The sequence below is a fragment of the Pseudomonas sp. Leaf434 genome (assembly GCF_001425545.1).
Taxonomy (GTDB): domain Bacteria; phylum Pseudomonadota; class Gammaproteobacteria; order Pseudomonadales; family Pseudomonadaceae; genus Aquipseudomonas; species Aquipseudomonas siliginis.
Genome location: NZ_LMQZ01000013.1, coordinates 14,528 through 38,065 on the forward strand (window position 1 = coordinate 14,528; position 23,538 = coordinate 38,065).

At 61.7% G+C, this 23,538-nt stretch carries 22 protein-coding genes and 1 pseudogene; 10 read left to right on the plus strand and 13 right to left on the minus strand.

From position 1 onward, the window contains the following. Window positions 1–1,272 precede the first annotated feature (1,272 nt). Together ASG55_RS27775 and ASG55_RS27780 are read left to right on the plus strand one after the other, a co-directional pair. Window positions 1,273–1,419: pseudogene (locus tag ASG55_RS27775) on the plus strand (HAMP domain-containing protein); the annotation flags it as partial. A 102-nt stretch (window positions 1,420–1,521) separates the two neighbouring features. Next, window positions 1,522–2,277: a methyl-accepting chemotaxis protein gene (locus ASG55_RS27780; protein WP_370593523.1), complete on the plus strand. Its 756-nt coding sequence runs from the start codon at window positions 1,522–1,524 to the stop codon at window positions 2,275–2,277. A gap of 204 nt (window positions 2,278–2,481) precedes the next feature. On the opposite strand, the gene ASG55_RS24965 is transcribed toward ASG55_RS27780, so the two are convergent. The 4 genes from ASG55_RS24965 to ASG55_RS24980 are packed head-to-tail and all read right to left on the minus strand — an operon-like array spanning window position 2,482 to window position 5,083. Next, window positions 2,482–3,795 carry a sensor histidine kinase gene (locus ASG55_RS24965; RefSeq protein ID WP_056791379.1) on the minus strand — a complete coding sequence of 438 codons (1,314 nt, stop codon included), beginning with the start codon at window positions 3,793–3,795 and terminating at the stop codon, window positions 2,482–2,484. After that, window positions 3,792–4,460, minus strand: coding sequence for a response regulator transcription factor (locus ASG55_RS24970; RefSeq protein WP_016775412.1), 669 nt, complete (start codon window positions 4,458–4,460; stop codon window positions 3,792–3,794). Before ASG55_RS24970 ends, ASG55_RS24965 begins: the two co-directional genes overlap by 4 nt. A 3-nt stretch (window positions 4,461–4,463) precedes the next feature. Further along, window positions 4,464–4,775, minus strand: coding sequence for a PepSY domain-containing protein (locus tag ASG55_RS24975; protein WP_016775413.1), 312 nt, complete (start codon window positions 4,773–4,775; stop codon window positions 4,464–4,466). Beyond that, complete coding sequence (locus tag ASG55_RS24980; protein WP_016775414.1) at window positions 4,775–5,083, minus strand: PepSY domain-containing protein; 309 nt, start codon at window positions 5,081–5,083, stop codon at window positions 4,775–4,777. Before ASG55_RS24980 ends, ASG55_RS24975 begins: the two co-directional genes overlap by 1 nt. Before the next feature lie 292 nt (window positions 5,084–5,375). Here ASG55_RS24980 and ASG55_RS24985 point away from each other — a divergent pair, with 292 nt between their 5' ends. From ASG55_RS24985 to codA, 4 genes are all read left to right on the plus strand, one after another. Further along, complete coding sequence (locus tag ASG55_RS24985; protein WP_056791383.1) at window positions 5,376–6,455, plus strand: hypothetical protein; 1,080 nt, start codon at window positions 5,376–5,378, stop codon at window positions 6,453–6,455. A gap of 85 nt (window positions 6,456–6,540) precedes the next feature. Further along, window positions 6,541–6,897 carry a 6-carboxytetrahydropterin synthase QueD gene (gene queD / locus ASG55_RS24990; RefSeq protein WP_007915588.1) on the plus strand — a complete coding sequence of 119 codons (357 nt, stop codon included), beginning with the start codon at window positions 6,541–6,543 and terminating at the stop codon, window positions 6,895–6,897. A 245-nt stretch (window positions 6,898–7,142) separates the two neighbouring features. Then, entirely contained in the window at window positions 7,143–8,414 is a 1,272-nt protein-coding gene (gene codB, locus ASG55_RS24995) for a cytosine permease (RefSeq protein WP_056791386.1), read from the plus strand. 14 nt (window positions 8,415–8,428) lie between these two features. Beyond that, window positions 8,429–9,664, plus strand: coding sequence for a cytosine deaminase (codA, locus tag ASG55_RS25000; protein ID WP_039763460.1), 1,236 nt, complete (start codon window positions 8,429–8,431; stop codon window positions 9,662–9,664). Between the two features lie 129 nt (window positions 9,665–9,793). Here codA and ASG55_RS25005 read toward each other — a convergent pair whose 3' ends face one another. Beyond that, window positions 9,794–10,774 (minus strand): diaminopimelate epimerase, encoded by a 981-nt coding sequence (locus ASG55_RS25005; RefSeq protein WP_056791390.1) that lies wholly within the window; start codon window positions 10,772–10,774, stop codon window positions 9,794–9,796. 244 nt (window positions 10,775–11,018) lie between these two features. On the opposite strand from ASG55_RS25005, the gene ASG55_RS25010 reads away from it, so the two are divergent. Then, window positions 11,019–12,170, plus strand: coding sequence for an MFS transporter (locus ASG55_RS25010; protein ID WP_041477246.1), 1,152 nt, complete (start codon window positions 11,019–11,021; stop codon window positions 12,168–12,170). 150 nt (window positions 12,171–12,320) lie between these two features. Here ASG55_RS25010 and ASG55_RS25015 read toward each other — a convergent pair whose 3' ends face one another. The 4 genes from ASG55_RS25015 to ASG55_RS25030 all read right to left on the minus strand — a co-directional run bounded on the left by ASG55_RS25015 (window position 12,321) and on the right by ASG55_RS25030 (window position 17,097). Then, entirely contained in the window at window positions 12,321–14,744 is a 2,424-nt protein-coding gene (locus ASG55_RS25015; RefSeq protein ID WP_056791392.1) for a TonB-dependent siderophore receptor, read from the minus strand. 98 nt (window positions 14,745–14,842) lie between these two features. Then, on the minus strand, window positions 14,843–15,826 hold the full coding sequence (locus ASG55_RS25020; RefSeq protein ID WP_056791395.1) for a FecR family protein: 984 nt from the start codon (window positions 15,824–15,826) through the stop codon (window positions 14,843–14,845). An 87-nt stretch (window positions 15,827–15,913) separates the two neighbouring features. Beyond that, window positions 15,914–16,405 (minus strand): sigma-70 family RNA polymerase sigma factor, encoded by a 492-nt coding sequence (locus tag ASG55_RS25025; RefSeq protein WP_056791398.1) that lies wholly within the window; start codon window positions 16,403–16,405, stop codon window positions 15,914–15,916. Window positions 16,406–16,656: 251 nt separating this feature from the next. Next, window positions 16,657–17,097 carry a carboxymuconolactone decarboxylase family protein gene (locus ASG55_RS25030; RefSeq protein ID WP_016775423.1) on the minus strand — a complete coding sequence of 147 codons (441 nt, stop codon included), beginning with the start codon at window positions 17,095–17,097 and terminating at the stop codon, window positions 16,657–16,659. Between the two features lie 189 nt (window positions 17,098–17,286). On the opposite strand from ASG55_RS25030, the gene ASG55_RS25035 reads away from it, so the two are divergent. Then, window positions 17,287–17,640 (plus strand): hypothetical protein, encoded by a 354-nt coding sequence (locus tag ASG55_RS25035; RefSeq protein WP_041477257.1) that lies wholly within the window; start codon window positions 17,287–17,289, stop codon window positions 17,638–17,640. Window positions 17,641–17,799: 159 nt separating this feature from the next. Here ASG55_RS25035 and ASG55_RS25040 read toward each other — a convergent pair whose 3' ends face one another. The 3 genes from ASG55_RS25040 to ASG55_RS25050 form a co-directional block, all read right to left on the minus strand. Continuing rightward, on the minus strand, window positions 17,800–19,368 hold the full coding sequence (locus ASG55_RS25040) for a sensor domain-containing diguanylate cyclase (RefSeq protein ID WP_056791557.1): 1,569 nt from the start codon (window positions 19,366–19,368) through the stop codon (window positions 17,800–17,802). Between the two features lie 174 nt (window positions 19,369–19,542). After that, complete coding sequence (locus ASG55_RS25045; protein WP_056791401.1) at window positions 19,543–20,316, minus strand: aldolase; 774 nt, start codon at window positions 20,314–20,316, stop codon at window positions 19,543–19,545. Window positions 20,317–20,327: 11 nt separating this feature from the next. Next, complete coding sequence (locus ASG55_RS25050) at window positions 20,328–21,035, minus strand: haloacid dehalogenase type II (RefSeq protein WP_056791404.1); 708 nt, start codon at window positions 21,033–21,035, stop codon at window positions 20,328–20,330. A gap of 108 nt (window positions 21,036–21,143) precedes the next feature. Here ASG55_RS25050 and ASG55_RS25055 point away from each other — a divergent pair, with 108 nt between their 5' ends. After that, complete coding sequence (locus ASG55_RS25055; protein ID WP_056791408.1) at window positions 21,144–22,001, plus strand: LysR family transcriptional regulator; 858 nt, start codon at window positions 21,144–21,146, stop codon at window positions 21,999–22,001. A 177-nt stretch (window positions 22,002–22,178) separates the two neighbouring features. Here ASG55_RS25055 and ASG55_RS25060 read toward each other — a convergent pair whose 3' ends face one another. After that, complete coding sequence (locus ASG55_RS25060) at window positions 22,179–22,847, minus strand: ribonuclease T2 family protein (RefSeq protein ID WP_056791411.1); 669 nt, start codon at window positions 22,845–22,847, stop codon at window positions 22,179–22,181. Window positions 22,848–23,011: 164 nt separating this feature from the next. Between ASG55_RS25060 and ASG55_RS25065 the strand changes: the two genes are divergently transcribed. Continuing rightward, window positions 23,012–23,482, plus strand: a complete 471-nt coding sequence (locus ASG55_RS25065; RefSeq protein WP_041477268.1) for a hypothetical protein — start codon at window positions 23,012–23,014, stop codon at window positions 23,480–23,482. Window positions 23,483–23,538 lie beyond the last annotated feature (56 nt).

Here is a 23,538-nt window from a genome sequence, read left to right on the forward strand (position 1 = left end):
CCACAGGACCACAGGACCACAGGCCCCGCATGCGGCAATCGGTCATATTGCGCTCACGGCATAAAGAAAGCCGAAACGCGGCCGCTACAGTGCAAAGTCTCAGATATTTATCGGATAAGGATGTTTTCCATGTCGCTCAGACAACTTTCCATCCAGTGGAAAATCACCCTGCTCGCCGGCCTCTGCCTGGCCGGTATCGTGACCCTGTTGGTCGGTCTTTCGCTGTATCGCATGGAACACAGCTCGGCGCTGGTCAAGGCCTCGAGCATGGAGATGCTCACCGAATCGGCGCAGGCGCGGATCGAATCGCAAGGTGAAGTGCAGGCTGCCGGCATTCGTCAGCAATTCATGGACGCCTATCAGTACGGCCACGGTTTCTCGCGGCAGGTACTGTTTTTGCGTGAGCAGGCCGAGAAGCGCTTTCTCGATGCCTTCGACCTGCGCGAGGACATGACCCGTCAGGTCAAATCCGCGCTGCAAGCCAACCCGGACCTGCTCGGCCTGTCGCTGGTGTTCGAAGCCAATGCGCTGGACGGCAAGGACGAACTGTTCGCCGATCAGGCTGAACTGGGCAGCAACGACAAGGGCCGTTTTGCCCTGTACTGGTCGCAGCCGACCCCGGGCAAAGTCACCTCGATGGCGCTGCCGGAAAGCGACATGAGCGACACCAGCACCGGCCCCAGCGGTCAGGCCGCCAACGCCTGGTTCACCTGCCCGCGCACCACGCTCAAACCCTGCGTGATCGAGCCGTACTTCTATGTCATCGATGGCCAGAAAGTGCTGATGACCAGCATCGTCTTCCCGCTGCAGGTCAATGGCAAAGTCATCGCCTCGCTGTCAGTCGACATCAACCTCAATAGCCTGCAAGCGATCAGCCAGAACGCCAGCCGCAAGCTTTACGACGGTCAGACCGCCGTCAGTATTGTCAGCCCCGCCGGCCTGCTCGCCGGTTACAGCCCGGATGCCGGCAAACTCAGCCAGCGCCTGGATGCGGTGGATCAGGCCAGCGGCAGTGAGTTGCTGCGCTTGCTCGCCTCAAGCACTGGCGTGAGCAGCCTGCACAGCAACGGCCAGTTGAAAGTGCTGTCGCCGTTCCAGCCGATTCCCGACGGACCGGCATGGGGCGTGTTGCTCGATGTGCCGGAGAAAGTCCTGGTCAGCCGCGCCGAAGCGCTCAAGCAGCAACTGGATGCGAGCAATACCTCAGGCACGCTGATCGAACTGAGCCTGGGCCTGCTCGCCGCGCTGATCGGTTTGCTGCTGGTGTGGCTGATGGCGCGCAGCGTGACCAAGCCGATCCTCGGTGTGGCGCACATGCTTGAAGACATCGCCAGCGGCGAAGGCGACCTGACCCGGCGCCTGGCCTACGACAAGCAGGACGAACTGGGCCAATTGGCCGGTTGGTTCAACAAGTTCCTCGACAAGTTGCAGCCGATCATTGCCGAGGTAAAACGCTCGGTGCAGGACGCGCGCAACACTGCTGACCAGTCTTCGGCCATCGCCACCCAGACCAGCGCCGGCATGGAGCAGCAATACCGTCAGGTCGATCAGGTCGCCACCGCGTCCCACGAAATGAGCGCCACCGCCCAGGACGTCGCGCGCAGTGCCGCCCAGGCCGCCGAAGCCGCCAAGGACGCCGACCGCGCCACCCGCCAGGGTCTGACCGTGATCGACCACACCACCGCGAGCATCGACACCCTCGCCGCCGACATGAGCGCCGCGATGGTTCAGGTCGAGGGCCTGGCCGCCAACAGCGAGAAAATCGGCACGGTGCTGGAAACCATCCGCGCCATCGCCGAGCAGACCAACCTGCTCGCACTCAACGCCGCCATCGAAGCCGCCCGTGCCGGTGAAGCCGGACGCGGTTTTGCCGTGGTCGCCGATGAAGTGCGCAACCTCGCGCGCCGCACTCAGGAGTCGGTGGAGGAAACCCGCCAGGTCATCGAGCAATTGCAGAACGGCACGCAGGAAGTGGTCGGTGCGATGGGCAACAGCCATCGTCAGGCCCAGGGCAGCGTTGAGCAGGTGGGCCAGGCTGTCACGGCGTTGCGGCAGATCGGCGATGCGGTGACGGTGATCAGCGACATGAACCTGCAAATCGCCAGTGCTGCCGAAGAGCAGAGCGCAGTGGCTGAGGAGATCAACAACAACGTGGCGACGATTCGCGATGTGACGGAATCGCTGTCCGGACAGGCGAATGAATCGGCTCGGGTGAGTCAGTCGCTCAACAGCCTGGCGAATCAGCAACAGCGGTTGATGGATCAGTTTCGCGTTTGATGCACAAGTGCGGGGTGTCAGTTCCAATCCCCCCTCACCCCAGCCCTCTCCCCCCAAGGTGGGCGAGGGGGAAAGGGAGCCGATCTTCATGCCATTCAAGTCCTGAGTTCGACTCGGATTTCAAGTGGGTGAATCTCTCAAGAACAACACAATCAGTCCCCTCTCCCTCTGGGAGAGGGTTAGGGTGAGGGGCTTTTCAGGGGCTCACCGCCGAGGCAGTTCAATCACCACTTTCAACCCGCCCCACTCGCTTTCGCCCAACACCAGCAAGCCACCCCACGTTTCGACAATATCCCGCACGATCCCAAGGCCGAGCCCATGCCCGTGGGTCTGCTCATCCAGCCGCGTGCCACGGCTGAACACCTGAGTGCGCTGCTCTTCGGGAATCCCCGGGCCGTCATCTTCCACGCTCAGGGCAAAGCCGTCAGACCTTTCGATCACACTCAAGCGCACCTCGGCATCGGCCCATTTGCAGGCGTTGTCGAGCAGGTTACCGAGCAGTTCGAGCAAGTCCTCGCGGTCCCACGGCAGTTGCAAACCCGGCGGTGCGACGTAGCTCAAGGCCAGATGCTCGCCGTGAATCATGTTCAAGGTCGCCAGCAACCCTGGCAGCTCGGCATCGCAATCGAACAACGCGCCGGGCAGCGCATCCCCCGACAACCGCGCGCGATTGAGTTCGCGATTGAGGCGCTGCTGCACCTGCTCCAGTTGTTCCTTGAGGATCCTGCGCAGCTCGGGATGGTCATCGAGCTTGTCGCTGGAGGCCAGGCTGAGCAGCACCGCCAACGGGGTTTTCAGCGCGTGGCCAAGGTTGCCCAAGGCATTGCGCGAGCGCTTGAGGCTGTCTTCGGTGTGGGCGAGCAAATGGTTGATCTGCGCCACCAGCGGTTCCAGCTCCACCGGCACCTGATCGTCGAGTTGCGAGCGCTGGCCCTGCTGCAACTGAGCGATCTGCTCGCGCGCGCGTTCCAGCGGTTTAAGGGCGCGGCGTACGGTCAGGCGTTGCAGGAACAGGATCAGCAGCAACGCCGCCAGCCCCAGACCGAGGCCGATCTGGCGCATGCGCTGGAAGCTGTCGCTGACCGGCGTGTAATCCTGGGCGACGCTGATCGAGATCGACTGACCCAGGCGTCGATAGTCCGAGCGCAATATCAACAAGCGTTGCCCGTCCGGGCCAAGTTGCAGATTGCTGTGCAGCCCCGGGTGTTGCAGCAGCGGCAGTTCCTGATCCCACAGCGAGCGCGAACGCCAGTGGCTGTCGGAGAAATCGATGCGAAAGTAGTGCCCGGAAAACGGCCGCTGATAGGCCGGCGACAGATGCCGCTCATCCAGCTGCAAACCTTGCGGGCCGCGCACCAGCGCTACCAGCAGGCTTTCGCTGTCGTTGCGCAGGCCGGCTTCGAGGTAGCGCTGCAAACCGACTTCGAACAACCACAGGCTGGTTTGCGCCAGCACCAGACCGACCACTACCATCACGCTGATCAAACCCAGGCTCAGACGGCGCTGGATTGATCTCATGAAGCTTGCCCGCCGAACAGGTATCCCTGACCGCGACGGGTTTCGATCACGCTTTTGCCGAGCTTGCGCCGCAGGTGATTGACGTGGACTTCGAGGACGTTGGAGTCACGCTCGGTCTCACCGTCGTAGAGGTGTTCGGCGAGGTGGCTTTTCGAGAGGATCTGTTCGGGGTGCAGCATGAAATAGCGCAGCAGACGGAATTCAGCGGCGGTCAGCTGGATGTCGGCGCCGTCGCGAACCACGCACTGGCGGCCTTCGTCCAGATGCAGGCCGGCGGCTTGCAGGGTCGGCTGGTTGGCCTGGCCCTTGGAGCGGCGCAGCAGCGATTGAATGCGCAGGTACAGCTCCTCCGGGTGGAACGGTTTGGTCAGGTAATCGTCAGCGCCGGCCTTCAGCCCTTCGATGCGCTCGGCCCAGGAGTCACGCGCGGTAAGGATCAGCACCGGAATCGCCAGACCGGCCGCGCGCCACTGCGCCAGCACGTCCAGCCCCGGTACGCCGGGCAGGCCGAGATCGAGGATGATCAGGTCATAAGGCTCGCTGCTGCCCTGATACACCGCGTCACGACCATCGGCCAGCCAATCCACCGCGTAGCCTTGGCGCTGCAGGCCGGCGAGCAATTCGTCGGCCAGCGGTACATGGTCTTCCACCAGAAGCAAACGCATCGATCAATCTTCCTTGTCTTTGACTAACTCGCCGGTATCGGCCTTCAGGTGCAGCTCGCGCGCCACGCCTTCGACCGTCAGCAATTCGACTTCGTAAATGTACACGTCGTGTTTTTCTTCCAGCTCGACTTCCAGCAGTTTGGCGCCGGGGTAGCGATCCATGGCCTGCTGCAGCACTTGCTCCAGCGGCAGGATCACACCATCGCGACGCAGGGCCAGCGCCTCGTCCTGATCGAGGTCGCGAGCCATGGCCGTACTGCACAACAACACCAGCGCCAGCGCCGTCAGGCGGGTGGCGCGACTATTCAGCTTCATTACGTATCCTGATGATCCCTGAGCACTTCACCATCGACCGCGTTCAACTCCAGATCCCACTTCAGCCCTTTCGGGTCGCGCAGTTCGATCTGGTAAATGAACTTGCCGTACTCTTCCTCCAGCTCGGTTTCGGTGATTTCCGAACCGGGGTGTTTTTCCAGGGCGATGGCGTTGAGCTTCTCGAAGGAGACGATAGTACCAGCGTCGCGCAAACGAAGCGCTTCGTCAGGTCCGAGATCGCGCGCCAGCGCAGTGTTGGCGCCAAGGCCGAGGATCGAGGCAGTGGTCAGGGCAGTCAGGGTTTTCATGGGTGTCTCCGAATTCTTATATGTTGCTTACGGTGGGCACCATAGCGAGGTCAACTTAACTGAAACTGAATGGCCATCATTGTGCCCCATTGCTGGCAAGGTCCCCTGTGGGAGCGAGCCTGCTCGCGAAGACGAAGTGTCAGCTGCAGCGATGTTTCTGACCCGCCGCTTTCGCGAGCAGGCTCGCTCCCACACTGGTTTTGCGTCTGCCCCGTTTGTGGGACAGGCTCACTCCTACATGGGCCTGCAACATGTGCTTATAATCGCCAGCTTGCTAACGATCGAGACCGGTATGACCGCCATCCACATCAAGTTTCCCGCCCTCACCCTCAAGGCCGGCCCACGGGCCATGGCGCGGATTCGTGCGCAGGGATTGCACGCCGCTGACGTCGGCACCCTGCCCGGTGCGGCCGGTGGGCCGAAGGCGTTGGGGATTCAGGGCCTCGATCTGGCGTTGTTCGGCGAGTGGCTGCCGAGTGCGCCGCGTGAGCGTTCGCTGATCGGCGCCTCGGTGGGTTCCTGGCGCTTCGCCAGCGCCTGCCTGCCGGACGCCGCCGAAGGCATTCGCCGCCTCGGTGAGCTGTACGCCGAGCAGCATTTCAACAAAGGCGTGACCATGGCCGAGATCAGCCAGAGCTCGCAGCGCATGCTCAATGACCTGCTCGACGGCCGCGATGCGAGCATCCTCGAGAACGCCGATTACCGCTTGAACATCATGGTGGTGAAAAGCCAGGGCCGCCTCGCCGAGGACCATCGTGGGCGCCTCGGTCTGGCGCTGGGTTCGGTGATCGCCGACAACCTGCGCGGCCGTGCACGGCTGTCGCGACACTTTGAGCGGCTGATCATCCACGATCCACGCCTGGCGCCGCCGCTTGATGCCTTGACCGATTTCCCCTCGCGTTTCGTTGCCCTCAATACCGGCAACCTGCGCCAGGCCCTGCTCGCTTCCGGGTCGATTCCGATGGTGATGGAAGGCGTGCGCGACCTGCCCGGCGCCGGCGCGGGTACGTTCCGTGACGGCGGTTTGCTCGACTACCACCTCGACCTGCCCTACAGCGGCGACGGCATCGTGCTCTATCCGCACTTCACCGATCGGGTGATTCCCGGCTGGTTCGACAAGACCCTGCCATGGCGCCGCGCTTCGGTGCAGCGTCTGCAGGATGTGCTGCTGGTCGCGCCATCGAAGGAATATCTGGCGCGCCTGCCCTACGGCAAACTGCCCGATCGCAACGACTTCAAACGCTTTATGGGCGATGCGCCGAGCCGGCAGAAATACTGGCACGCGGCGATGGACGAGAGCCGGCGACTGGGTGACGAATTCCTCGAGCTGACGGCCAACGGTCGCCTCGCCGACCGCTTGCTGACCCTTTAGTCAGCACGGCCAAAGACAAGCTGATAAACTCGCCGCCTGCCCGAATCGCTGCGGCGAACGCCATCTGAACAGAGCCGAAAATACCGTGGAAATCTTCAAGGAATTTACTTTCGAATCCGCCCACCGCCTGCCGCACGTCCCGGACGGCCACAAGTGCGGCCGCCTGCACGGCCACTCATTCAAGGTCGCGCTGCACCTGAGCGGCGACCTCGATCCGCATACTGGCTGGATTCGCGATTTCTCCGAGATCAAAGCGATTTTCAAGCCGCTGTATGAGCGCCTCGACCACAACTACCTGAACGACATTCCTGGCCTGGAAAACCCGACCAGCGAAGTGCTGGCCAAATTCATCTGGAATGAGATGAAGCCATTGCTGCCGGAACTCAGCGCGATCCGCATTCATGAGACGTGCACCAGCGGCTGCATTTATCGCGGCGAATAAGCAACAGATCTCCCCGCCCCTGTGGGAGCGAACCTGCTCGCGAAAGCGTCGTTCCAGTCAATTTATTCGGTGACTGACACTCCGTATTCGCGAGCAGGCTCGCTCCCACATTGGGCTCCTGGTGCTTTCAGTGCACTGCTTTTGCGCTGAAAACCCCAGTCGCGTCTCCACATTCGGTCACTTGCGCCGCTTGGCACGACCGCTGCAACCCTTCTGCGTCTTCCCCTTCCAGCAAGGACTGCCCCATGACGCAGAACGCCTCCGGCAACGATTACCCGCTCAGTGAAGTCCCCATGCACGCGCGCAAAGGCCTGGCCTCGACGGCGATGGTGTTACTGGGCTTCACGTTTTTCACCGCGACCATGTTTGCCGGCGGCAAGCTCGGGGTTGCGTTCGGTTTCGCCGAGATGATGGCGGTGATCATCGTCGGCAACCTGCTGCTCGGTCTGTACGCGGCAGGCTTGGGTTACATCGCCTTCAAGAGCGGCCTCAATTCGGTACTGATGGGCCGCTTCTGTTTTGGCGAGGTCGGCAGCAAGCTCAGCGATCTGATTCTCGGCTTCACCCAGATTGGTTGGTACGCGTGGGGCACGGCGACGGCGGCGGTGGTGATCGGCAAGTATTTCAATCTCGATGAAAGCACCGTGCTGGTCCTGATGGTGCTGTTCGGTCTCGGCTTCTGCGCCACGGCGTACATCGGTTATCGCGGACTGGAAATTCTCTCGTACATCGCGGTGCCAGCGATGATGTTGCTGCTGATGCTGTCGATGTGGGCAGCGACCGTGAAGGTTGGCGGCTTCGAAGGCTTGCTCAGCGTGGTGCCGAGCGGTTCGCTGGACTGGTCGACAGCGATCACCCTGGTGTTCGGCACCTTCGTCAGCGGCGCAACGCAAGCCACCAACTGGACGCGATTTTCGCGCTCGGCAAAAGTCGCGGTGCTGGCCAGCCTGATCGGTTTTTTCATCGGCAACGGGCTGATGGTGCTGATCGGCGCGTACGGCGCGATCGTCTATCAACAGCCGGATGTGGTTGAAGTGCTGCTGTTGCAGGGCTTCGCCATGGCCGCGATGGCCATGCTGTTGCTGAACATCTGGAGCACTCAGGACAACACCATCTACAACTTCGCCGTGGCCGGCTGCAACCTGCTGCGCACCGGGCGGCGCAAGACCGTGACCCTCGGTGGCGCGGTGATCGGCACTCTGCTCGCCCTGCTGGGCATGTACGACATGCTGGTGCCGTATCTCATCCTGCTCGGCACGGTGATTCCGCCGATTGGCGGGGTGATCATGGCTGACTTCTTCTACCGCTGGCGCGGGCACTATCCGCGTCTGGCCGACGCACGGTTGCCAGCGTTCAACTGGCCGGGCCTCGGGGCCTACGGGGTCGGAACCGTCGCTGCGTTCAGCTCGCCCTGGGTCGCGCCGCTGGTAGGAATCGCCGCTGCCGCGCTAACGTATGTCATCGTCACCGGTGTGCTGGGCGCCCGTCGCGTCAGCGCACCACTACAAGACCTATAAAAAGGATTTGCTTGATGCACATCATCAACGCCCGCCTGCGCAACCAGGAAGGCCTGCACGAATTGCACCTCGAAGACGGCCTGATCCACAGCATCGCCCGTCAGACCGAAGCGCCGACCCTCGGCGCGGATGACCTCGATGCCGGCGGCAATCTGGTGGTGCCGCCCTTCGTCGAGCCGCACATCCACCTCGACGCCACCCTCACCGCCGGCGAGCCGCGCTGGAACATGAGCGGCACGCTGTTCGAAGGCATTGAATGCTGGGGCGAGCGCAAAGTCACCATCACCGAAGAAGACACCAAGACCCGCGCCAAGAAGACCATTCAGGCCCTGGCCGCCCACGGCATTCAGCACGTGCGCACCCACGTCGACGTCACCGACCCGCAACTCACCGCGCTCAAAGCCATGCTCGAAGTGCGTGAGGAAAGCCGTCACCTGATTGACCTGCAGATCGTCGCGTTCCCGCAGGAAGGCATCGAGTCGTTCCGCAACGGGCGCGAGCTGATGGAAGAGGCGATCCGCATGGGCGCTGACGTGGTCGGCGGCATTCCGCATTTCGAGTACACCCGCGATCAGGGCGTCAGCTCGGTGAAGTTCCTCATGGACCTGGCCGAGCGTACCGGCTGCCTGGTCGACGTGCACTGCGACGAGACTGACGATCCGCATTCACGTTTCCTCGAAGTGCTTGCCGAAGAAGCGCGCAGCCGCGACATGGGCGCCCGCGTCACCGCCAGCCACACCACGGCGATGGGTTCTTATGACAATGCCTACTGCGCCAAACTGTTCCGCCTGCTCGGCCATTCCGGCATCAGCTTTGTTTCCTGCCCGACCGAAAGCATTCATCTGCAAGGACGTTTCGACAACTTCCCGAAACGCCGGGGCGTGACCCGCGTCAACGAACTGCTCGAAGCCGGCATGAACGTGTGTTTCGGTCAGGATTCGATCGTCGACCCGTGGTATCCGCTGGGCAACGGCAACATCCTGCGCGTGCTTGAAGCGGGTTTGCACATCTGCCACATGCTCGGTTATCGCAACCTGCAAAGCGCGCTGGATCTGGTCACCGACAACAGCGCCAAAGCCATGCACCTGGGCGAGCGCTACGGCCTCGAACAGGGCCGCCCGGCGAACCTGCTGATTCTCTCGGCGGACAGCGACTACGAAGTGATCCGCAGCCAAGGCCTGCCGCTGTATTCGATTCGCGGCGGCAAGGTGTTGATGAAGCGGCAGATGCCGGTGGTGGAGTTCAGTTGAGATTGCGCTGGGGCTGATGGCCTCATCGCTGGCAAGCCAGGCTCCCACAGGTTTTGTGTTGAGCACATGATTGGGCCCTCATGCAAAACCCTGTGGGAGCCTGGCTTGCCAGCGATGGCGTCGGCCGAATCAACCCGCCAACCGCGCCGTGCCAAACAATCTGACGCGCAGCAATTCCCCTTGCGAAACCTCAAGCAAAACCGGTGCGGTGCCACCCGGCATGACCACCCGCACTTTTCCCGCCTCGACCCAACCCACCCGCCACGCGGCACACGCGACCGCACTGGCGCTGGTGCCGGATGACGCGGTTGGTCCTTCGCCACGTTCGAATACCCGGGCGAGGATTTGCTGCGGCGACGCCAGCGCGGCCCATTGCAGATTGACGCCCGCCGGGCAGGGATTGCCGGCACCGGTGGGCATGGCATAGGCAATTGCCGTCAGCCTTTCGTTCAGCAGTGATTCAAGCATCTGCTCGTTACTCGGCAACATGGCCGGATCGCTTAGCAGCGTCACGCAATGCGGATTGCCGATACGGACGAATTGGCTGTGGCTCCAGTCAGGATCGAGTTCCGCCAGGGGCTGGACATGGCTGACGTCGCGATTGTTGAACTGAACGCTTTCAACCGTATGCGCACCCACAACCTCCGGGCCAAATTTGGGCTGACCGAGGTCGAGCCAGAAACCGCGCACGCCTTCGACTTGGGCCGGTGTCACCGCGGTTTCCAGCGCTTCGCCTTTGTCGTGATGAACGCGCAGCATGGCGCCCTGCTCCGCCATCAAGCCTTGCTCGGTCAATGCCTGAGAAAAAATCGTCAGGCCGTTACCGCTGCGCTCGGCGAGACTGCCGTCGGTGTTGACGATCAGCACATCGAACGGCGCAGATGCCTGAAACGGGCCGATCAGCAGGCCGTCACTGCGGTGGGGTTTGCCGTTGGCCGGACGCTGGCCTTCCGGCCAATCGCAGCACAGGGCGATGGCAGCTTCGCTCCATTGCTGCCGAGATCCGGCGCACTCGGCGGCGCTGGCCGGCAAAGCAATCCCGACCTCGCGCAAGGCTTGGGGTGAGACCACAGCGTAGATATTGCCGCGTGCGTCGTAGAACTTCGTCATGCCTTGTTCCCGTATTCCATGCTGGCGAAAATCCAACTGTAAACCGCAAACCAGTGTGGGAGCGAGCCTGCTCGCGAAGGCGGTGCCTCAGTCGACAATTCCATATTTGACCCACCGCTTTCGCGAGCAGGCTCGCTCCCACAGGGTAGGATGTTCACCGTTATGCCCCGAAAGGCCTGAGATCGAACCTCAACGCCGTCAGAATGTCACTCGGGATGCAGTTGTTTTTTTGCCAAGGATCGATATGACCAGCCTCAACCCCCAAGACACGTTCGTCCCCGGACGTCTGCAACAGATGTCCACCCGCGTCGCTTTTTTCATCGCTGGCCTCGGCATCGCCGCCTGGGCGCCGCTGGTGCCGTATGCCAAGGCGCGGGCCGGGCTGGATGAGGGCACGCTGGGGTTATTGCTGCTGTGCCTGGGCGTAGGCTCGATTCTGGCGATGCCGCTGGCGGGGATTCTTGCCACGCGTTTTGGTTGCCGACGTGTAGCCACCGCCGGCACCTTGCTGATCTGCGCGGCGCTGCCGTTGCTGGCGACGGTGTCATCGATCCCGGCGCTGATCGCCACATTGTTCATGTTCGGTGCCGGCCTCGGCACGGTGGATTCGACGGTGAACCTGCAAGCAGTGATCGTCGAGCGCGCCAGCGGCAAGCACATGATGTCGGGTTTCCACGGCTTGTTCAGCCTCGGCGGCATCGTCGGTGCGGCGGGCGTAAGCGCCCTGCTCGGCCTCGGCCTGACACCGCTGGCGGCGATGCTGGTGGTAGTGGTTTTGCTGATCGGCGCCTTGCTCAAGTGCGTGCCGCACATGTTGCCCTACGGCAGCGAAAGCTCCGGCCCGGCGTTCGCCATTCCCCATGGCATCGTGCTGTTTATCGGCGGCATGTGCTTCATCGTTTTCCTTACCGAAGGCGCGGCGCTGGACTGGAGCGCAGTGTTCCTCGCTCAGGAACGGGGGATCGACACGGCTTATGCGGGAATGGGTTACGCAGCGTTTGCCCTGACCATGACCGTCGGCCGTCTGCTGGGTGATCGCATAGTGCGCAAGCTGGGGGCTACGCGGATCATTCTGTTCGGCGGCCTGTTGGCGGCGGCGGGACTGTTTCTCGCCACCTTCGCGCCGAGCTGGCAAGCGGCGCTGGTCGGGTATGCGCTGGTCGGCGCCGGTTGCTCGAACATCGTGCCGGTGCTGTACACGGCGGTGGGCAAGCAGACGGTGATGCCGGAGAGCATCGCGGTGCCGGCGATTACCACGCTGGGTTATGCAGGGATTCTTGCCGGGCCGGCAGTGATCGGTTTTGTCGCCCATGCCAGCAGCCTGAGTTTTGCCTTTGGACTGATGGCGGTATTGCTGGTGGCTGTGGCGATCGGCGGCAAAGTCCTCAAGGTCTGAAAGCTTCGCGAGCAGGCTCGCAGGACGTAGCCAGATCGTTCCCCACGCTCTGCGTGGGAATGCCTCAACGGACGCTCCGCGTTCGGCTTTGCAAGGGACGCGGAGCGTCCCGGGCTGCATTCCCACGCAGAGCGTGGGAACGATCAAGCCTTAGAAGCCGACGCTGGCCTGCACGAAGAACGTGCGCGGTGCGCCGACATACATCCCCGAGTTGTTGTCGCTGGAGCGGGTGAAGTATTGCTTGTCGAAGACGTTCTTCACCCCGGCGCCGAGCTTCAGGTTCGACACCTGCGGACCAAAGTCATAACCGCCGCGCACGTTCCAGGTCACGTAACCCGGGATGTCGCCGTACTGCCCGTCTGCTGTGCCTTCGGTGATGTAGTTGCCATTGAAGCTGCCATCCGCATTCACACCGGTGCCCGGCGAACGCTGTTTCGATTGGGCAAAGCCGTCGATGTTCCAGGTCCAGCGGTTGATGTCGTAACGCAAACCGACTGTCGCAACCTGCCGCGAATAGAACGGCAGATCGCGGCCCTTGAAGCCGGGGATCTCGCCTTCATAAGTGGCGCGGGTGTAGGTGAGCCCGGCGTTGGCGGTCAGGCCATCGAGGCGCGGGTCGAGTGCAGCCATGTCGTAATGCACCGAGGCTTCAATGCCCTGGTGCTTGGTCGCGCCGAGGTTGGTCCAGCCGACGTCGTTGCTGATGTATTGCAGCTCGTCATCGAAATCGATGTAGAACAGCGTCACCTCGCCGCCCCACACATCATCGTTGTAGCGCGTGCCGATCTCGTAGGTCTTGGCCTTTTCCGGCTCCAGCCCGTTGGCGGTGCTGTCACCCGAACCGCCCTGGCCGAGCTGGAAATACTGCAGGCTGCCAAACGAAGTTTCGTAGTTGGCGAACAGCTTCCAGGCATCGGACAGGTGATACATCACGCTCAGCGCTGGCAGCGGTTCGTTGCTTTCGATGCTGCGGTTTTTCTCCGGGACCGGGCGGCCAGCGGTGTCGAGCACGGCGCGATCATGCCAATCGGTGCTGATGTGTTCGAAGCGAATGCCCGGGGTGATTGTCCAGTTGCCGACGTCGATCTTGTTGTCGACATACACCGAATTGGCCTCGGTGCCACCGGTGCGATCCTGGAACACATGGCCGTCGGAAGTCGGCGTGACCACTGGCTGATTGTTGACCAGCGCCAGACGACTCGATTCTTCGTGCATGGCCTCTTTCAGATAGCGATAACCGACGCTGACTTCCTGAGTGGTCGGGCCGACATCGAACACCCGCGACACGCGCGGCTCGATGCCCAGGGTGTAATAGGAACGCGGGTACGAGCTGAGGGTGCGCTGATCGCGCGCGGCGATGGTACTGCCGCGAAAGCTGTCGGTGTAATAGGTGAGAATTTCTGCCTGGGTGCGCTCGTCGATCTGGCGGATCCACTTGAACGACACGTCTTTGCGCCGGCCTGTGAACTGGTCGTAATCACGCACCGATTCGTACGGTTTGTCGTCGTACTGACGCTGCGTCAGGCCACCCGGCATGTCGGCACTGGCGTCGTAGTAGTGGAAGTTGAGGCTGAAATCGTCCTTATCGGTCGGCGCCCAATGCGTCTTGAGCAGCACGTCGTCGATGTCATTGCCGTTGTTGCGCTCGCGATAACCGTGACCGTTGACGCCGGAGTACAGCAGCGCGACGCCCATGCCGTTGTCGGCGGTGCCGCCAAGAAATGCGGTGTCGATGTGTTTCCAGCCGCCGTACTGCGTGGTTTCCAGGGTGGTGCCGATTTCGCCGGTGGTTTTCTCCGGAATCGCGCGGGTCACGAAGTTGATCACGCCGCCGACGTTCTGCGGCCCGTAGCGCACGGAACCGGCGCCGCGCACGACGTCGATGCTGTCGAGATTGCCCGAGGAAATCGGCGCCATCGACAGTTGCGGCTGGCCGTAAGGCGCGAACGCCGCTGGTACGCCATCGATCAAAACAGTCGAGCGTGGCGACAGGCGCGAAGTCAGACCGCGCACGCCGACGTTAAGGGAAATATCACTGCCGCCGGTGCCGTTGGAGTCCTGCACCTGCACGCCAGGCACGCGCTTGAGCACGTCGCTGACGTTCATCGCGCCCTGCTCGACCATCGCTTCGCGGCGAATCACCGTGCGTGCGCCGGGGTGGTTCTGCACCACCGCAGCGTCCGCGTCACCGAGCCAGTCGCCGACCACTTTGATGTCGGTCACACCCAGTTCCAGCGGGCCGTTGCTGGCTGCGGAAGTGGCGGCCGGGGCGAGCGTCACCGAGCCTTCATTGATTTGGTAATCGAGACCGCTGCCCTGCAACAGCTGACGCAAAGCCTGCTCTGGCGAAAGGTCACCGTCGACCGCTGGCGCCTGTTTGCCGGCCACCAGCTCGGGGCTGAAAAACACCTGCAGCGAGGTTTGCTGGCCCAGTTCGCTCAAGGCCTGGCCCAGCGGTTGCGCGCGGATATGAATGGCTTCAGCGGCAAACGCCAACGGCATCGCGGCACTGACCGCGAGCGCCAAGGCCAGTGGCAACCAAGGGGATTTTTTATTGTGGGTTGTGATGTTCACGTCGTACGGAGTCCTGTGGATCGCAAGAGTGTGCGGCTGTTAATGCAAACCAGTTGCAGTTGAACAGGAAGACGATGAACGGGGAAAAAACCTGAATGCTATCTGGAAATTATTTCCTGACTGCCATCGGCAAGGGTGCGCACCGTCACCGGCAGGATGCTCGGCAAGGCTTTGAGCAAGGCGTCGGTGTCGTCGGATTTGAACACGCTGGTCAGGCGCAGGCTGGCCACATTCGGCTGGGTTACGGTCAGCGGTTTGTCGCGATAGCGCGATACTTCCACCGCTACTTCGCTGAGGCTGGCGTTGTTGAATACCAGTTTGCCGTTGCGCCATGCGGTCAGTTCCGCCGGGTTGACCGCGTAAGCCGGCAGCACTTGGCCTTGGGCATCGACCGCAGTGCCGAGGCCTGCGGTGAGGTTGATGAACTCGTTGTCCGGGGCAGCACTTCCCTGCACCTTCACCGTGCCCTGCTCCACCGCCACGCGGGTTTGCGTGGCATCGCGGCGCACATCGAAACGCGTACCGGTGACCGTGACCCTGCCGCTGCCGGCTTCGACAATAAACGGACGCGAGGCGTCGTGTTCAACGCTGAACATCGCCTCGCCCGCGCTCAATTCGATAACCCGTCGATCCTGCTCATAACGCACCTGCAAGCGGCTGCGACTGTTCAGATCGATTACAGAACCGTCCGGCAACGCCACATGCTTGCGCTCGCCCGGCGCCGTGGCGAATTCAGCGCGGTAACCGCCCGGATGATTCAGCCCGCTGAACAGGCCAAGCCCCAGCGCCACGGCCAGAACACTCGCGGCGACGGCATAACGCAGCATCGGCCGACGTTGGCGGCGAGCTGGCGGAGTTTCGGCAAGCGCCTGCAGACGCGACGTCGGCAGCAGATCAGCCGCCGCCCACAATCCTTGCAGCAACTGGAATTCTTCACGGTGCTGCGGATGCGCGTTCAGCCAGGCGTCGAAGCGCTGCCGTTGCTCGACGCTGACATTCGGCTCCTGCAATCGCACGAACCATGCCGCCGCCTCATCACGCACCGCCGCTTGCCCACAGGCGCAATCTCTCGTCTCCATCATGGAATATTCTGTCCGGCTGAGGTTGAGACCAGGCACGCCCCCTGTAGGAGCTGCCGAAGGCTGCGATCTTTTCGACGTCACACGTCATCATGACTGCAAGCCATCCAGCCGCTCACGCAGATGGCGCAGGATGCGGATCATATACTTTTCGACCATGTTCTTGGACAGCCCCAGGCGTTCGGCGATTTCTGCCTGCGTCAGGCCTTCGATCTTCTGCCAGACAAAGATCTTGCGGCAGTTGAGCGGCAGCTCGGTGAGCGCGCGTTCGATGGAATCGGCCAACTGGATCGCGTGCATGTAATGCTCCGGATCGCCCGCCGACGACGCACTGTCCTCGACCGCCTCCGACTCCAGGGCGCCCCGCCGTTCCTCCCGCCGATAACCGTCAACGGCGATATTGCGTGCGGTCTGATGCAAATACGCACGCGGCTGCTGCACCGCCGCCGAATCCGCCTCAAGCACCCGCACAAAGGTGTCGTGCGCCAGATCCTCGGCCTGCGAGCGATTGCGCAGGCGACGAGTCCAGGTGCCGATCAACTCTTCGTAATGCTCGAAAAAGCCGGATCTGCGGGAGCGCATGGGGGTGGGCGGCGTGGTGAGAAAGGGGCGTGAATAGTAATGCTTCGTATTAATACAAAGCAATGCACGCTGTGATGGTGTTCTTGATGCGCAAGGTACAAGCACCGACGACGCCGAGCTCCGATGGGCATTGAATAGGACCCTGTGGGAGCGAGCCTTCTCGCGAATGCGGTATGTCAGCAACGATGATGGTGACTGACACGTCGCCTTCGCGAGCAGGCTCGCTCCCACAAGGTAAAAGCGTGAATGTCTCAGGCCTGCGGCAGTTTGCGGAAGCCCACTGCCAGGCGATTCCAGCCGTTGATGGTGTTGATCGCCACCGTCAGGTCAACCAGTTCCTTCGGCGAAAACTGCGCAGCGACGACTTCATAGTCTTCGTCCGGCGCGTGGGTCAGGCTCAGTTGCGTCAGCGACTCGGTCCACAGCAGTGCGGCACGTTCACGCTCGCTGAAGAACGGCGCTTCCCGCCATGCTGTCACGGCGAACAGGCGGCGTGGGGTTTCGCCGTCCTTGATCGCGTCGGCGGTGTGCATGTCGATGCAGAATGCGCAGCCGTTGATCTGTGAAGAGCGCAGCTTGACCAGTTCGAGCAGGCTCTTTTCCAGCGACAGTTTCGAGACGGCATTTTCCAGCGCCATCATCGCTTTCATGGCATCGGGGGAAGCGGTGTAGAAATCGGCACGAGGTTGCATGGTGGGCTCCGGGGTAGCGATTGAATGTGTGGCTACGTTAGTCCCCGGGGGTGGTTCGGCAAATAGCCAATATTGCAGAAGAACGGTAGGCCACTTGGCGCGGCGACTGACCGCTCGTCACTCGACGGGCACCAAGGTTTCAGTGCGCAAGACCAATATCAGGTAATCCCCTTTATCAGGAGACGTACCATGATGACGCGCAAATTCACTTCGTTATTGTTGGCCGGCCTGCTCGCCACGGCATCCGCCGCCAGCTTCGCTGCCAATGACAGCACCGATGCGACGGGCACCAAGTCCGGCGGCGCCAGCAGCTCGACCATGCCGCCAGACAGCACGCCGGGCTCGCCTTCCGTTGACAGCAATTCGGGTGGAACCAATAACGGAACTGGCACAGGAACCGGGACAGGAACAGGAACTGGTTCGGGCATGGGCACTGGAACGGGCACCAATGGCGGCGCCAGCGGTTCGGGTTCCGGCGCGGGTGGCGGGACCGGTTCGGCCGGCGGCGGCACGGGTGGTGCGGGCGGTGGCACGGGCAGCTGAACGAACAAGAGCCATCCCAGATAGTCCTGCTTACATCAGGACCCAATGTGGGAGCGAACCTGCTCGCGAAAGCGGTCTGTCAGCCAACCTTGATGCAAGCTGACACACCGATTCGCGAGCAGGCTCGCTCCCACTTCTGATTTCTGTTGATTGAAAGAATCAGCGATCCGACCGCATCAGTTCGGCAAAACCTTCTTCCGGCGCATACACCGCCGCGCGATTGCGTCCGGCATTTTTCGCCTGATACAACGCCGCGTCCGCGCGCTGGATAAACACTTGCGGGCTGTCGTTGCCATGCGGAATAAACGCATAACAGCCCAGGCTCACGGTGAGATAACCGGTCGGCGAGCCGCTGTGGATGATGTGCTTGTCGATCACGCTGCGGCGAATCTGCCCGGCTATCGCCAGCGCGCCGTTGATGTCGGTGTCCGGCAGCAGCACGGCAAATTCTTCGCCGCCGTAACGCACCGCCAGATCCGACTTGCGCTGGCAGCAGGCCTTCACCACTTGCGCCACCTGCGCCAGGCATTGATCGCCGGCGACATGACCATAAGCGTCGTTGTAGCGCTTGAAGAAATCGATATCGAGCATGATCAGGCTGACCGGGCTGACCTGGCGCGCGCCACGAGCAAACTCGATGTCCAGCGAGCGCTCGAACAGGCGCCGATTGGCAAGTCCCGTGAGGCTGTCGTGGGTGGCGATCTGCTCCAGCGCCAGTTGCGCCTTGCGCAGGTTTTTCTCGATACGCTCGCCGTCGCGCACCTGATGAATGAATACCCAGCCGAACAGGCCAACCCCGAGAATCACCAGCGCGACAATCACGCTGGACTGAAAGGCGCGGTCATACCAGCCCTGCAGAATCGTGTCTTGCGACGTCGCCGCAGAGACCACCAGCGGATACGAGGCGAGCTGGCGATAGCCATACAAGCGGGTCACGCCGTCTACCACTGAATTGAGCATCGCGGTGCCAGCGTTAGCGTTCGGCAGCAGGGTTTGATAGATCTCGCCGTGGGCCACCGAGGTATTGATCAACGACTCATCAAAGGGCCGTCGCGCCAGCAAGGTGCCGTCGGTCAGCGCCAGAAACATGATGCCGCTGTCATCGAGGCTGAAGCTTTTGAAGAACTGATCAAAGTAGGACATGCGGATGCCCGCCATCAGCACGCCCTGAAAGTTGCCGAGCTGGTCGTTGACGCGTCTGGAAATCGGAATGATCCATTCGCCGTTTTCGCGGCTGCGAATCGCCGGGCCGATGTGCGCAACGGTCGACGCATTCTGCTGATGGAACTTGAAATACTCGCGATCGGCCACGCCGTTGCCACGAGGCAGATCGGCGAACGAGGTGATGATCCACTGCCCTTCGCGATCGAAGAGAAAGATGCCATGCAGCTGATCCAGTTGCTGCGCGCGACGGGTAAAGATCCGTTGCAACCGAGGTCGCTGCGCCGCTCCATAACCATCGTCCTGAATCCAGTCGACCAGGCTGGTCATCACCAGATCCGCTGCACGCACAGTGTCTTCGGCCTGCTGCGCCATGGCCCGGGTCAGGTTGCCCGAGGCCATCTTCGCCACCGCCAGATCCTGACGCCGCGACTGCTCCAATTGCAGGTACAGCAGACCGCACAGGCACAGGCTCACCGCAACGATAAACAGCACCGCCGCTTTGCGAAGCGGCAACCGTTTGAGCGTGCCGGGAGCCTGATGCGGATCGTGAATGGGGATTGGCAAAAGCATGTCCTGGGCAGGTACGACAGGGGCGCGAGCCCGAAACCCTTGTATTTGTGAGCGTAGCCCACCGGGATGTACCGGGCAAACGCCCGCCTCCCGCCCAGTTATCGGCGCGTCGCGAGTTTGGATGATCGCTTTTCGTCGATTTATTTACGATTGCTTCTTTACGGTTAATCAGTTGTGCAGGGCCAGCCGCCGCATCGCGCTGGTCAGGTGCGCGCGGGCACTTTGCGCATCGCCTTCACGCATTTGTTCATAGGCGCGCTGCGCAATCGCATGGGGCACCGGTTTCAATTCGCGCTGAGTGGCCAGTGCCAGCAGTTGCACCTGCGCGGCGCGTTCCAGGTAATACAGATCGTCCCAGGCTTCGGCAATGCTCGGCGCAGCGACAATCACACCGTGGTTTTTCAGAAAGAGAATGTCGGCATCGCCCATGACGCTGGCGATGCGGTCGCCTTCAGATGCGTCCAGCGCGAGGCCGTTGTAATCCTCGTCCACCGCTGTGCGCCCGTAAAACTTCAGCGCAGTCTGCCCCAGCCACAGCAGCGGCGGGCCTTGCAATAGGCACAACGCGGTGGCGTGCGGCATGTGCGTGTGGAACGCGACTTTTACTCGTGGCAGTTGCTTGTGCAGGCGCGCGTGGATGTAGAACGCGGTCGCTTCGGGCTCGCCTTCGCCATCGACCACGTTGCCAGCGAAGTCGCAGACCAGCAGATTCTGCGCGGTCACTTCCGAAAAAGCGTAGCCGTATGGATTGACCAGAAACAGATCATCATGCCCCGGCAGCATCGCCGAAAAATGATTGCAGATGCCCTCCTCCAGACCATGCAATGCGGCCAGTTGAAAGCACGCAGCGAGTTCGTTGCGGGCGGTGATGATCGCTTCGGTTTCCAGGTTCAGCGTCGCGGTTGGTCTGGCTTTGCCAGTGCCGCTCAAGATATGAGCCATGGCAATCCTCCTTAGGTCCAGCCGAGGGATTTGAACAGCGGCAGCACTTGATCGAGGCTGGACAGGATCGCGTCGGGGCGATAGTCGGGCAACAACTGGCGCCCGGTGCCGCGATCGATCCACACGCATCGAAAACCCATGTCCCGCGCCGCCGTGTGATCGAGCATGGGGCTGGCGCAGATGTGCACCACTTCATCCCGGGTCACGCCCAATTGCTCATGAGCGTAGTCGAACAGGCGCGGCGCCGGTTTGTAGGCACCGGCCTGTTGCGCGGTGATCACCCGGTCGATATGGCCGCCGAGTTGCGCGACGTTACCGGCGATGATGTCGTCGTCAGTGTTGGAGACAATGCACAGCTTGAAGCCCATGGCTTTGAGCTGCGCGAGGGTGTCGACCACTTCGGCAAATGGCGGCATGTTCGGGATGGCCGCCGCCAGACGCTGACTGTCCTCGGACTGGCTCGGCAAGCCCAGTTCTGCCAGCGCCAGTTGCAGGCCGAGGGTGCTGAGTTCGCGAAAGGAACGGTGCGGCGGCGTTTGTTCGAGACGGTGCTCGTGACGGTCGTAGACTTCGATCAACTTAGTGGCGTCGACGGCGTGCTCGCCCTTGTCGCTGAGCATTTTTTCGACCACGGCTTTCAGGCCTTCATCCCACTGAATCAGCGTGCCGTAGCAATCGAAGGTCAGCCAGTGCGGGCGTGGCGTGTTGTTCAAGGTCATCGGTCAATCCTCCAGAGTGAGGACTTCAGCTTATGAGCGCGCAGTGATAGTGTGAAATTAAATAAACACGCCATCGTCATTCGCAAATCCACTATCAGGAACGCCGTCATGCTGGATCTGGAATTGCTGAAAACCTTTGTCTGCGTAGTCGACGAAGGCAGCTTCACCCGCGCAGCCGAACGTGTGCACCGCACGCAATCGACGGTCAGCCAGCAGGTGCGCAAACTCGAAGATCTGGTCGGCCACCCGCTACTCCTGCGCGACCGCACCGGAGTGAACGTCGCTCTCACTGAGCACGGCGAACTGCTGATCCACTATGCGCGCCGGTTGCTGGCGCTGTCCGCCGAAGCCACGCAAGCGCTGGCCAGTGACGTCGACCTGGAAGTGCTGCGCATCGGCATGCCGGAAGACTTCGACGCCCGGCGCATGGCCCTGATCCTCGCCGGCTTCACCCGCAACCATCCGCAGGCGCGCCTGGAAACCATCAGCGGCATGAGCCTCGACCTGCGCCAACGCCTCGACGCCGGCGACATCGACATTGCCCTGATCAAACGCGAACCCGACAGCGGCCCGGCATGGGCTACCTGGCCGGAACGACTGGTATGGGTCAAAGGCACCGAATTCGACACCTCCAGCTGTGTGCTGCCGCTGGCACTGTTTCCGCAGGGCTGCCTGTACCGACAACGGGCGATTCGCCTGCTCGATGTGGCGCAGCGACCATGGCGAGTGGCGTTCGGCAGCCACAGCCTGACCGGGATTCAAGCGGCGGTAGCGTCTGGGTTAGGGATTTCGGTTTTGCCGGTTTCGGCGCTATTGCCAGAGCATGAGGTGTGTAGGGATCTGCCGGAGTTGGCGCCGACGGAACTGGCGCTGGTCAGCCGCGAGGGGGTATTGAGTGGGTTGCAGCGGGGGCTGGTGGAGTTTTTGCGTGGGGAATTGGGGGTGGATGCGGGGGGATTTGCCTGAATCCCCCGGGGATCCTTATTCGGGTTTGTTGATTTCGCGGAGCAGGTCGGCGGTGGGGATGTTCATGGTGTTTGAGTAGTAGCGTGGTTCGTATTCATATTCACATTTCAAAATCCTCAGACCAAAAAAACAGGCGCTCACGGGAGCGCCTGTTTTTCCTGGCTCATTACGGATGGCTCACCGTACCGGCGGCACCCGAATATCCCCCGCCCGACACTGCGTCTTCACCCCTTTGCCACACGCGCCGAACTGCAAATCCTTGTCCATGCACACCCGCACTTCCGACAGCTGCGGGCCGCTGCAAATCACCGCAATTCCATCCTCGGGAATACCCGGATTGGCCTTGCGAAACAGATCGACAATCTCTTGCGCTTCGAAGTAGTACGACGTCGAGCCGAACGGCTGTAACGCCTGCGGAATCTTCACCGCGCCGAGGGCCTGATCTGACTTGTCCAGATAGCCCACCGCGCCCAGACCACTGCAAGTGCCGTGCTTGGACCATTCGTGATCGAGGAGTTTTTTCGTCGGGTACATCGTCAGGCCCTTGCTGGTTTCTGCCGCCGATAGCCTGGTCAGCGGCGGGCAGGATTGCGGCCAGCCGCCCTTGGCGTATTGCGGCCACAAACCGTGCAGGACAAAACCGTAACCCTTGCCGGTGCACTGCGCATCGTCCTTGTGCGTCAGACAAAAGGTCGGCGACCAGGACAGCGCCAGCAGGTAGTAGTCGAACACCCCCGCCACCGATTCGGCCTGCGCTTTCATCGATGCCGGCTGACGCGCCGAACTCGTGCCGATGCTACCGGCCGTCAGCGCGATCAGCGCCAGAATTGTAAACAGCTTTTTCATTAACCCGTTCCTTGGGACGCCTGCGTCCGTGGTTTTCGTTGTTGGCCAGACCTGGCCAGTGCTGATTTCGACACGCTTGTATTGCAAGCGCATGACGCAAGGCAAGGCCCTGCGCCGTGCAAAGGTCTACGCTGAACAGGCAGACATCCAACAAGGGAACCGACATGAGTAAAGCAGACGAACTCGCCGCCAGACTCAAGCAGACACGGCACACCCAGGCTGATGCGGCGCTGGAAATCGATTGCTGGCCTGCTCAGGTGTACGACTTGTACCACCGCATTGAGGGCTGGCTGCAACCAGTCACCGAAGTAGGACTGAAGATTCGGCGAAATCCTACGCACGTTTGCGAAAGTTCGCCGGATGGTGAAAGCCACGACTACGCCATAGACCAGTTGGTGATCGAAGCCAACCATCACAGTTTGATGTTCGATCCGATTGCGCGGTTTACCGAGGATGGTTGCGGACGTGTCGAGATCAAGGTGCCGGGGCGCGATCAGTCGCTGCTGCGCACGGTCGACGAGCATGGCGAGAGTCACTGGTGGTTGCAGACTATCGAGACCGGCCAGGAGCTGGATGCGATTGCGCTGACGGAAAACAATCTGCTGCAAGTGGTGCAGCAAGGGCTGGGGCTGTAACCCGTCCGAGTCAACTGACAAAACTGTAATGTTTGCCTCAGCCAACTGAAAGCTGG

Bases quoted from the DNA above. Each gene is read 5' to 3' on its own strand.
- ASG55_RS25035 (WP_041477257.1), top strand. From the start codon at position 17,287: ATGATGACGCGCAAATTCACTTCGTTATTGTTGGCCGGCCTGCTCGCC.
- ASG55_RS25060 (WP_056791411.1), bottom strand. From the start codon at position 22,847: ATGAAAAAGCTGTTTACAATTCTGGCGCTGATCGCGCTGACGGCCGGT.
- ASG55_RS25030 (WP_016775423.1), bottom strand. From the start codon at position 17,097: ATGCAACCTCGTGCCGATTTCTACACCGCTTCCCCCGATGCCATGAAA.
- ASG55_RS25020 (WP_056791395.1), bottom strand. From the start codon at position 15,826: ATGATGGAGACGAGAGATTGCGCCTGTGGGCAAGCGGCGGTGCGTGAT.
- ASG55_RS25065 (WP_041477268.1), top strand. From the start codon at position 23,012: ATGAGTAAAGCAGACGAACTCGCCGCCAGACTCAAGCAGACACGGCAC.
- codB (WP_056791386.1), top strand. From the start codon at position 7,143: ATGACGCAGAACGCCTCCGGCAACGATTACCCGCTCAGTGAAGTCCCC.
- ASG55_RS25045 (WP_056791401.1), bottom strand. From the start codon at position 20,316: ATGGCTCATATCTTGAGCGGCACTGGCAAAGCCAGACCAACCGCGACG.
- ASG55_RS24965 (WP_056791379.1), bottom strand. From the start codon at position 3,795: ATGAGATCAATCCAGCGCCGTCTGAGCCTGGGTTTGATCAGCGTGATG.
- ASG55_RS24970 (WP_016775412.1), bottom strand. From the start codon at position 4,460: ATGCGTTTGCTTCTGGTGGAAGACCATGTACCGCTGGCCGACGAATTG.
- ASG55_RS25010 (WP_041477246.1), top strand. From the start codon at position 11,019: ATGACCAGCCTCAACCCCCAAGACACGTTCGTCCCCGGACGTCTGCAA.
- ASG55_RS25050 (WP_056791404.1), bottom strand. From the start codon at position 21,035: ATGACCTTGAACAACACGCCACGCCCGCACTGGCTGACCTTCGATTGC.
- ASG55_RS25055 (WP_056791408.1), top strand. From the start codon at position 21,144: ATGCTGGATCTGGAATTGCTGAAAACCTTTGTCTGCGTAGTCGACGAA.
- codA (WP_039763460.1), top strand. From the start codon at position 8,429: ATGCACATCATCAACGCCCGCCTGCGCAACCAGGAAGGCCTGCACGAA.
- ASG55_RS27780 (WP_370593523.1), top strand. From the start codon at position 1,522: ATGGAGCAGCAATACCGTCAGGTCGATCAGGTCGCCACCGCGTCCCAC.
- ASG55_RS25025 (WP_056791398.1), bottom strand. From the start codon at position 16,405: ATGCGCTCCCGCAGATCCGGCTTTTTCGAGCATTACGAAGAGTTGATC.
- ASG55_RS24980 (WP_016775414.1), bottom strand. From the start codon at position 5,083: ATGAAAACCCTGACTGCCCTGACCACTGCCTCGATCCTCGGCCTTGGC.
- ASG55_RS24975 (WP_016775413.1), bottom strand. From the start codon at position 4,775: ATGAAGCTGAATAGTCGCGCCACCCGCCTGACGGCGCTGGCGCTGGTG.
- ASG55_RS24985 (WP_056791383.1), top strand. From the start codon at position 5,376: ATGACCGCCATCCACATCAAGTTTCCCGCCCTCACCCTCAAGGCCGGC.
- ASG55_RS25005 (WP_056791390.1), bottom strand. From the start codon at position 10,774: ATGACGAAGTTCTACGACGCACGCGGCAATATCTACGCTGTGGTCTCA.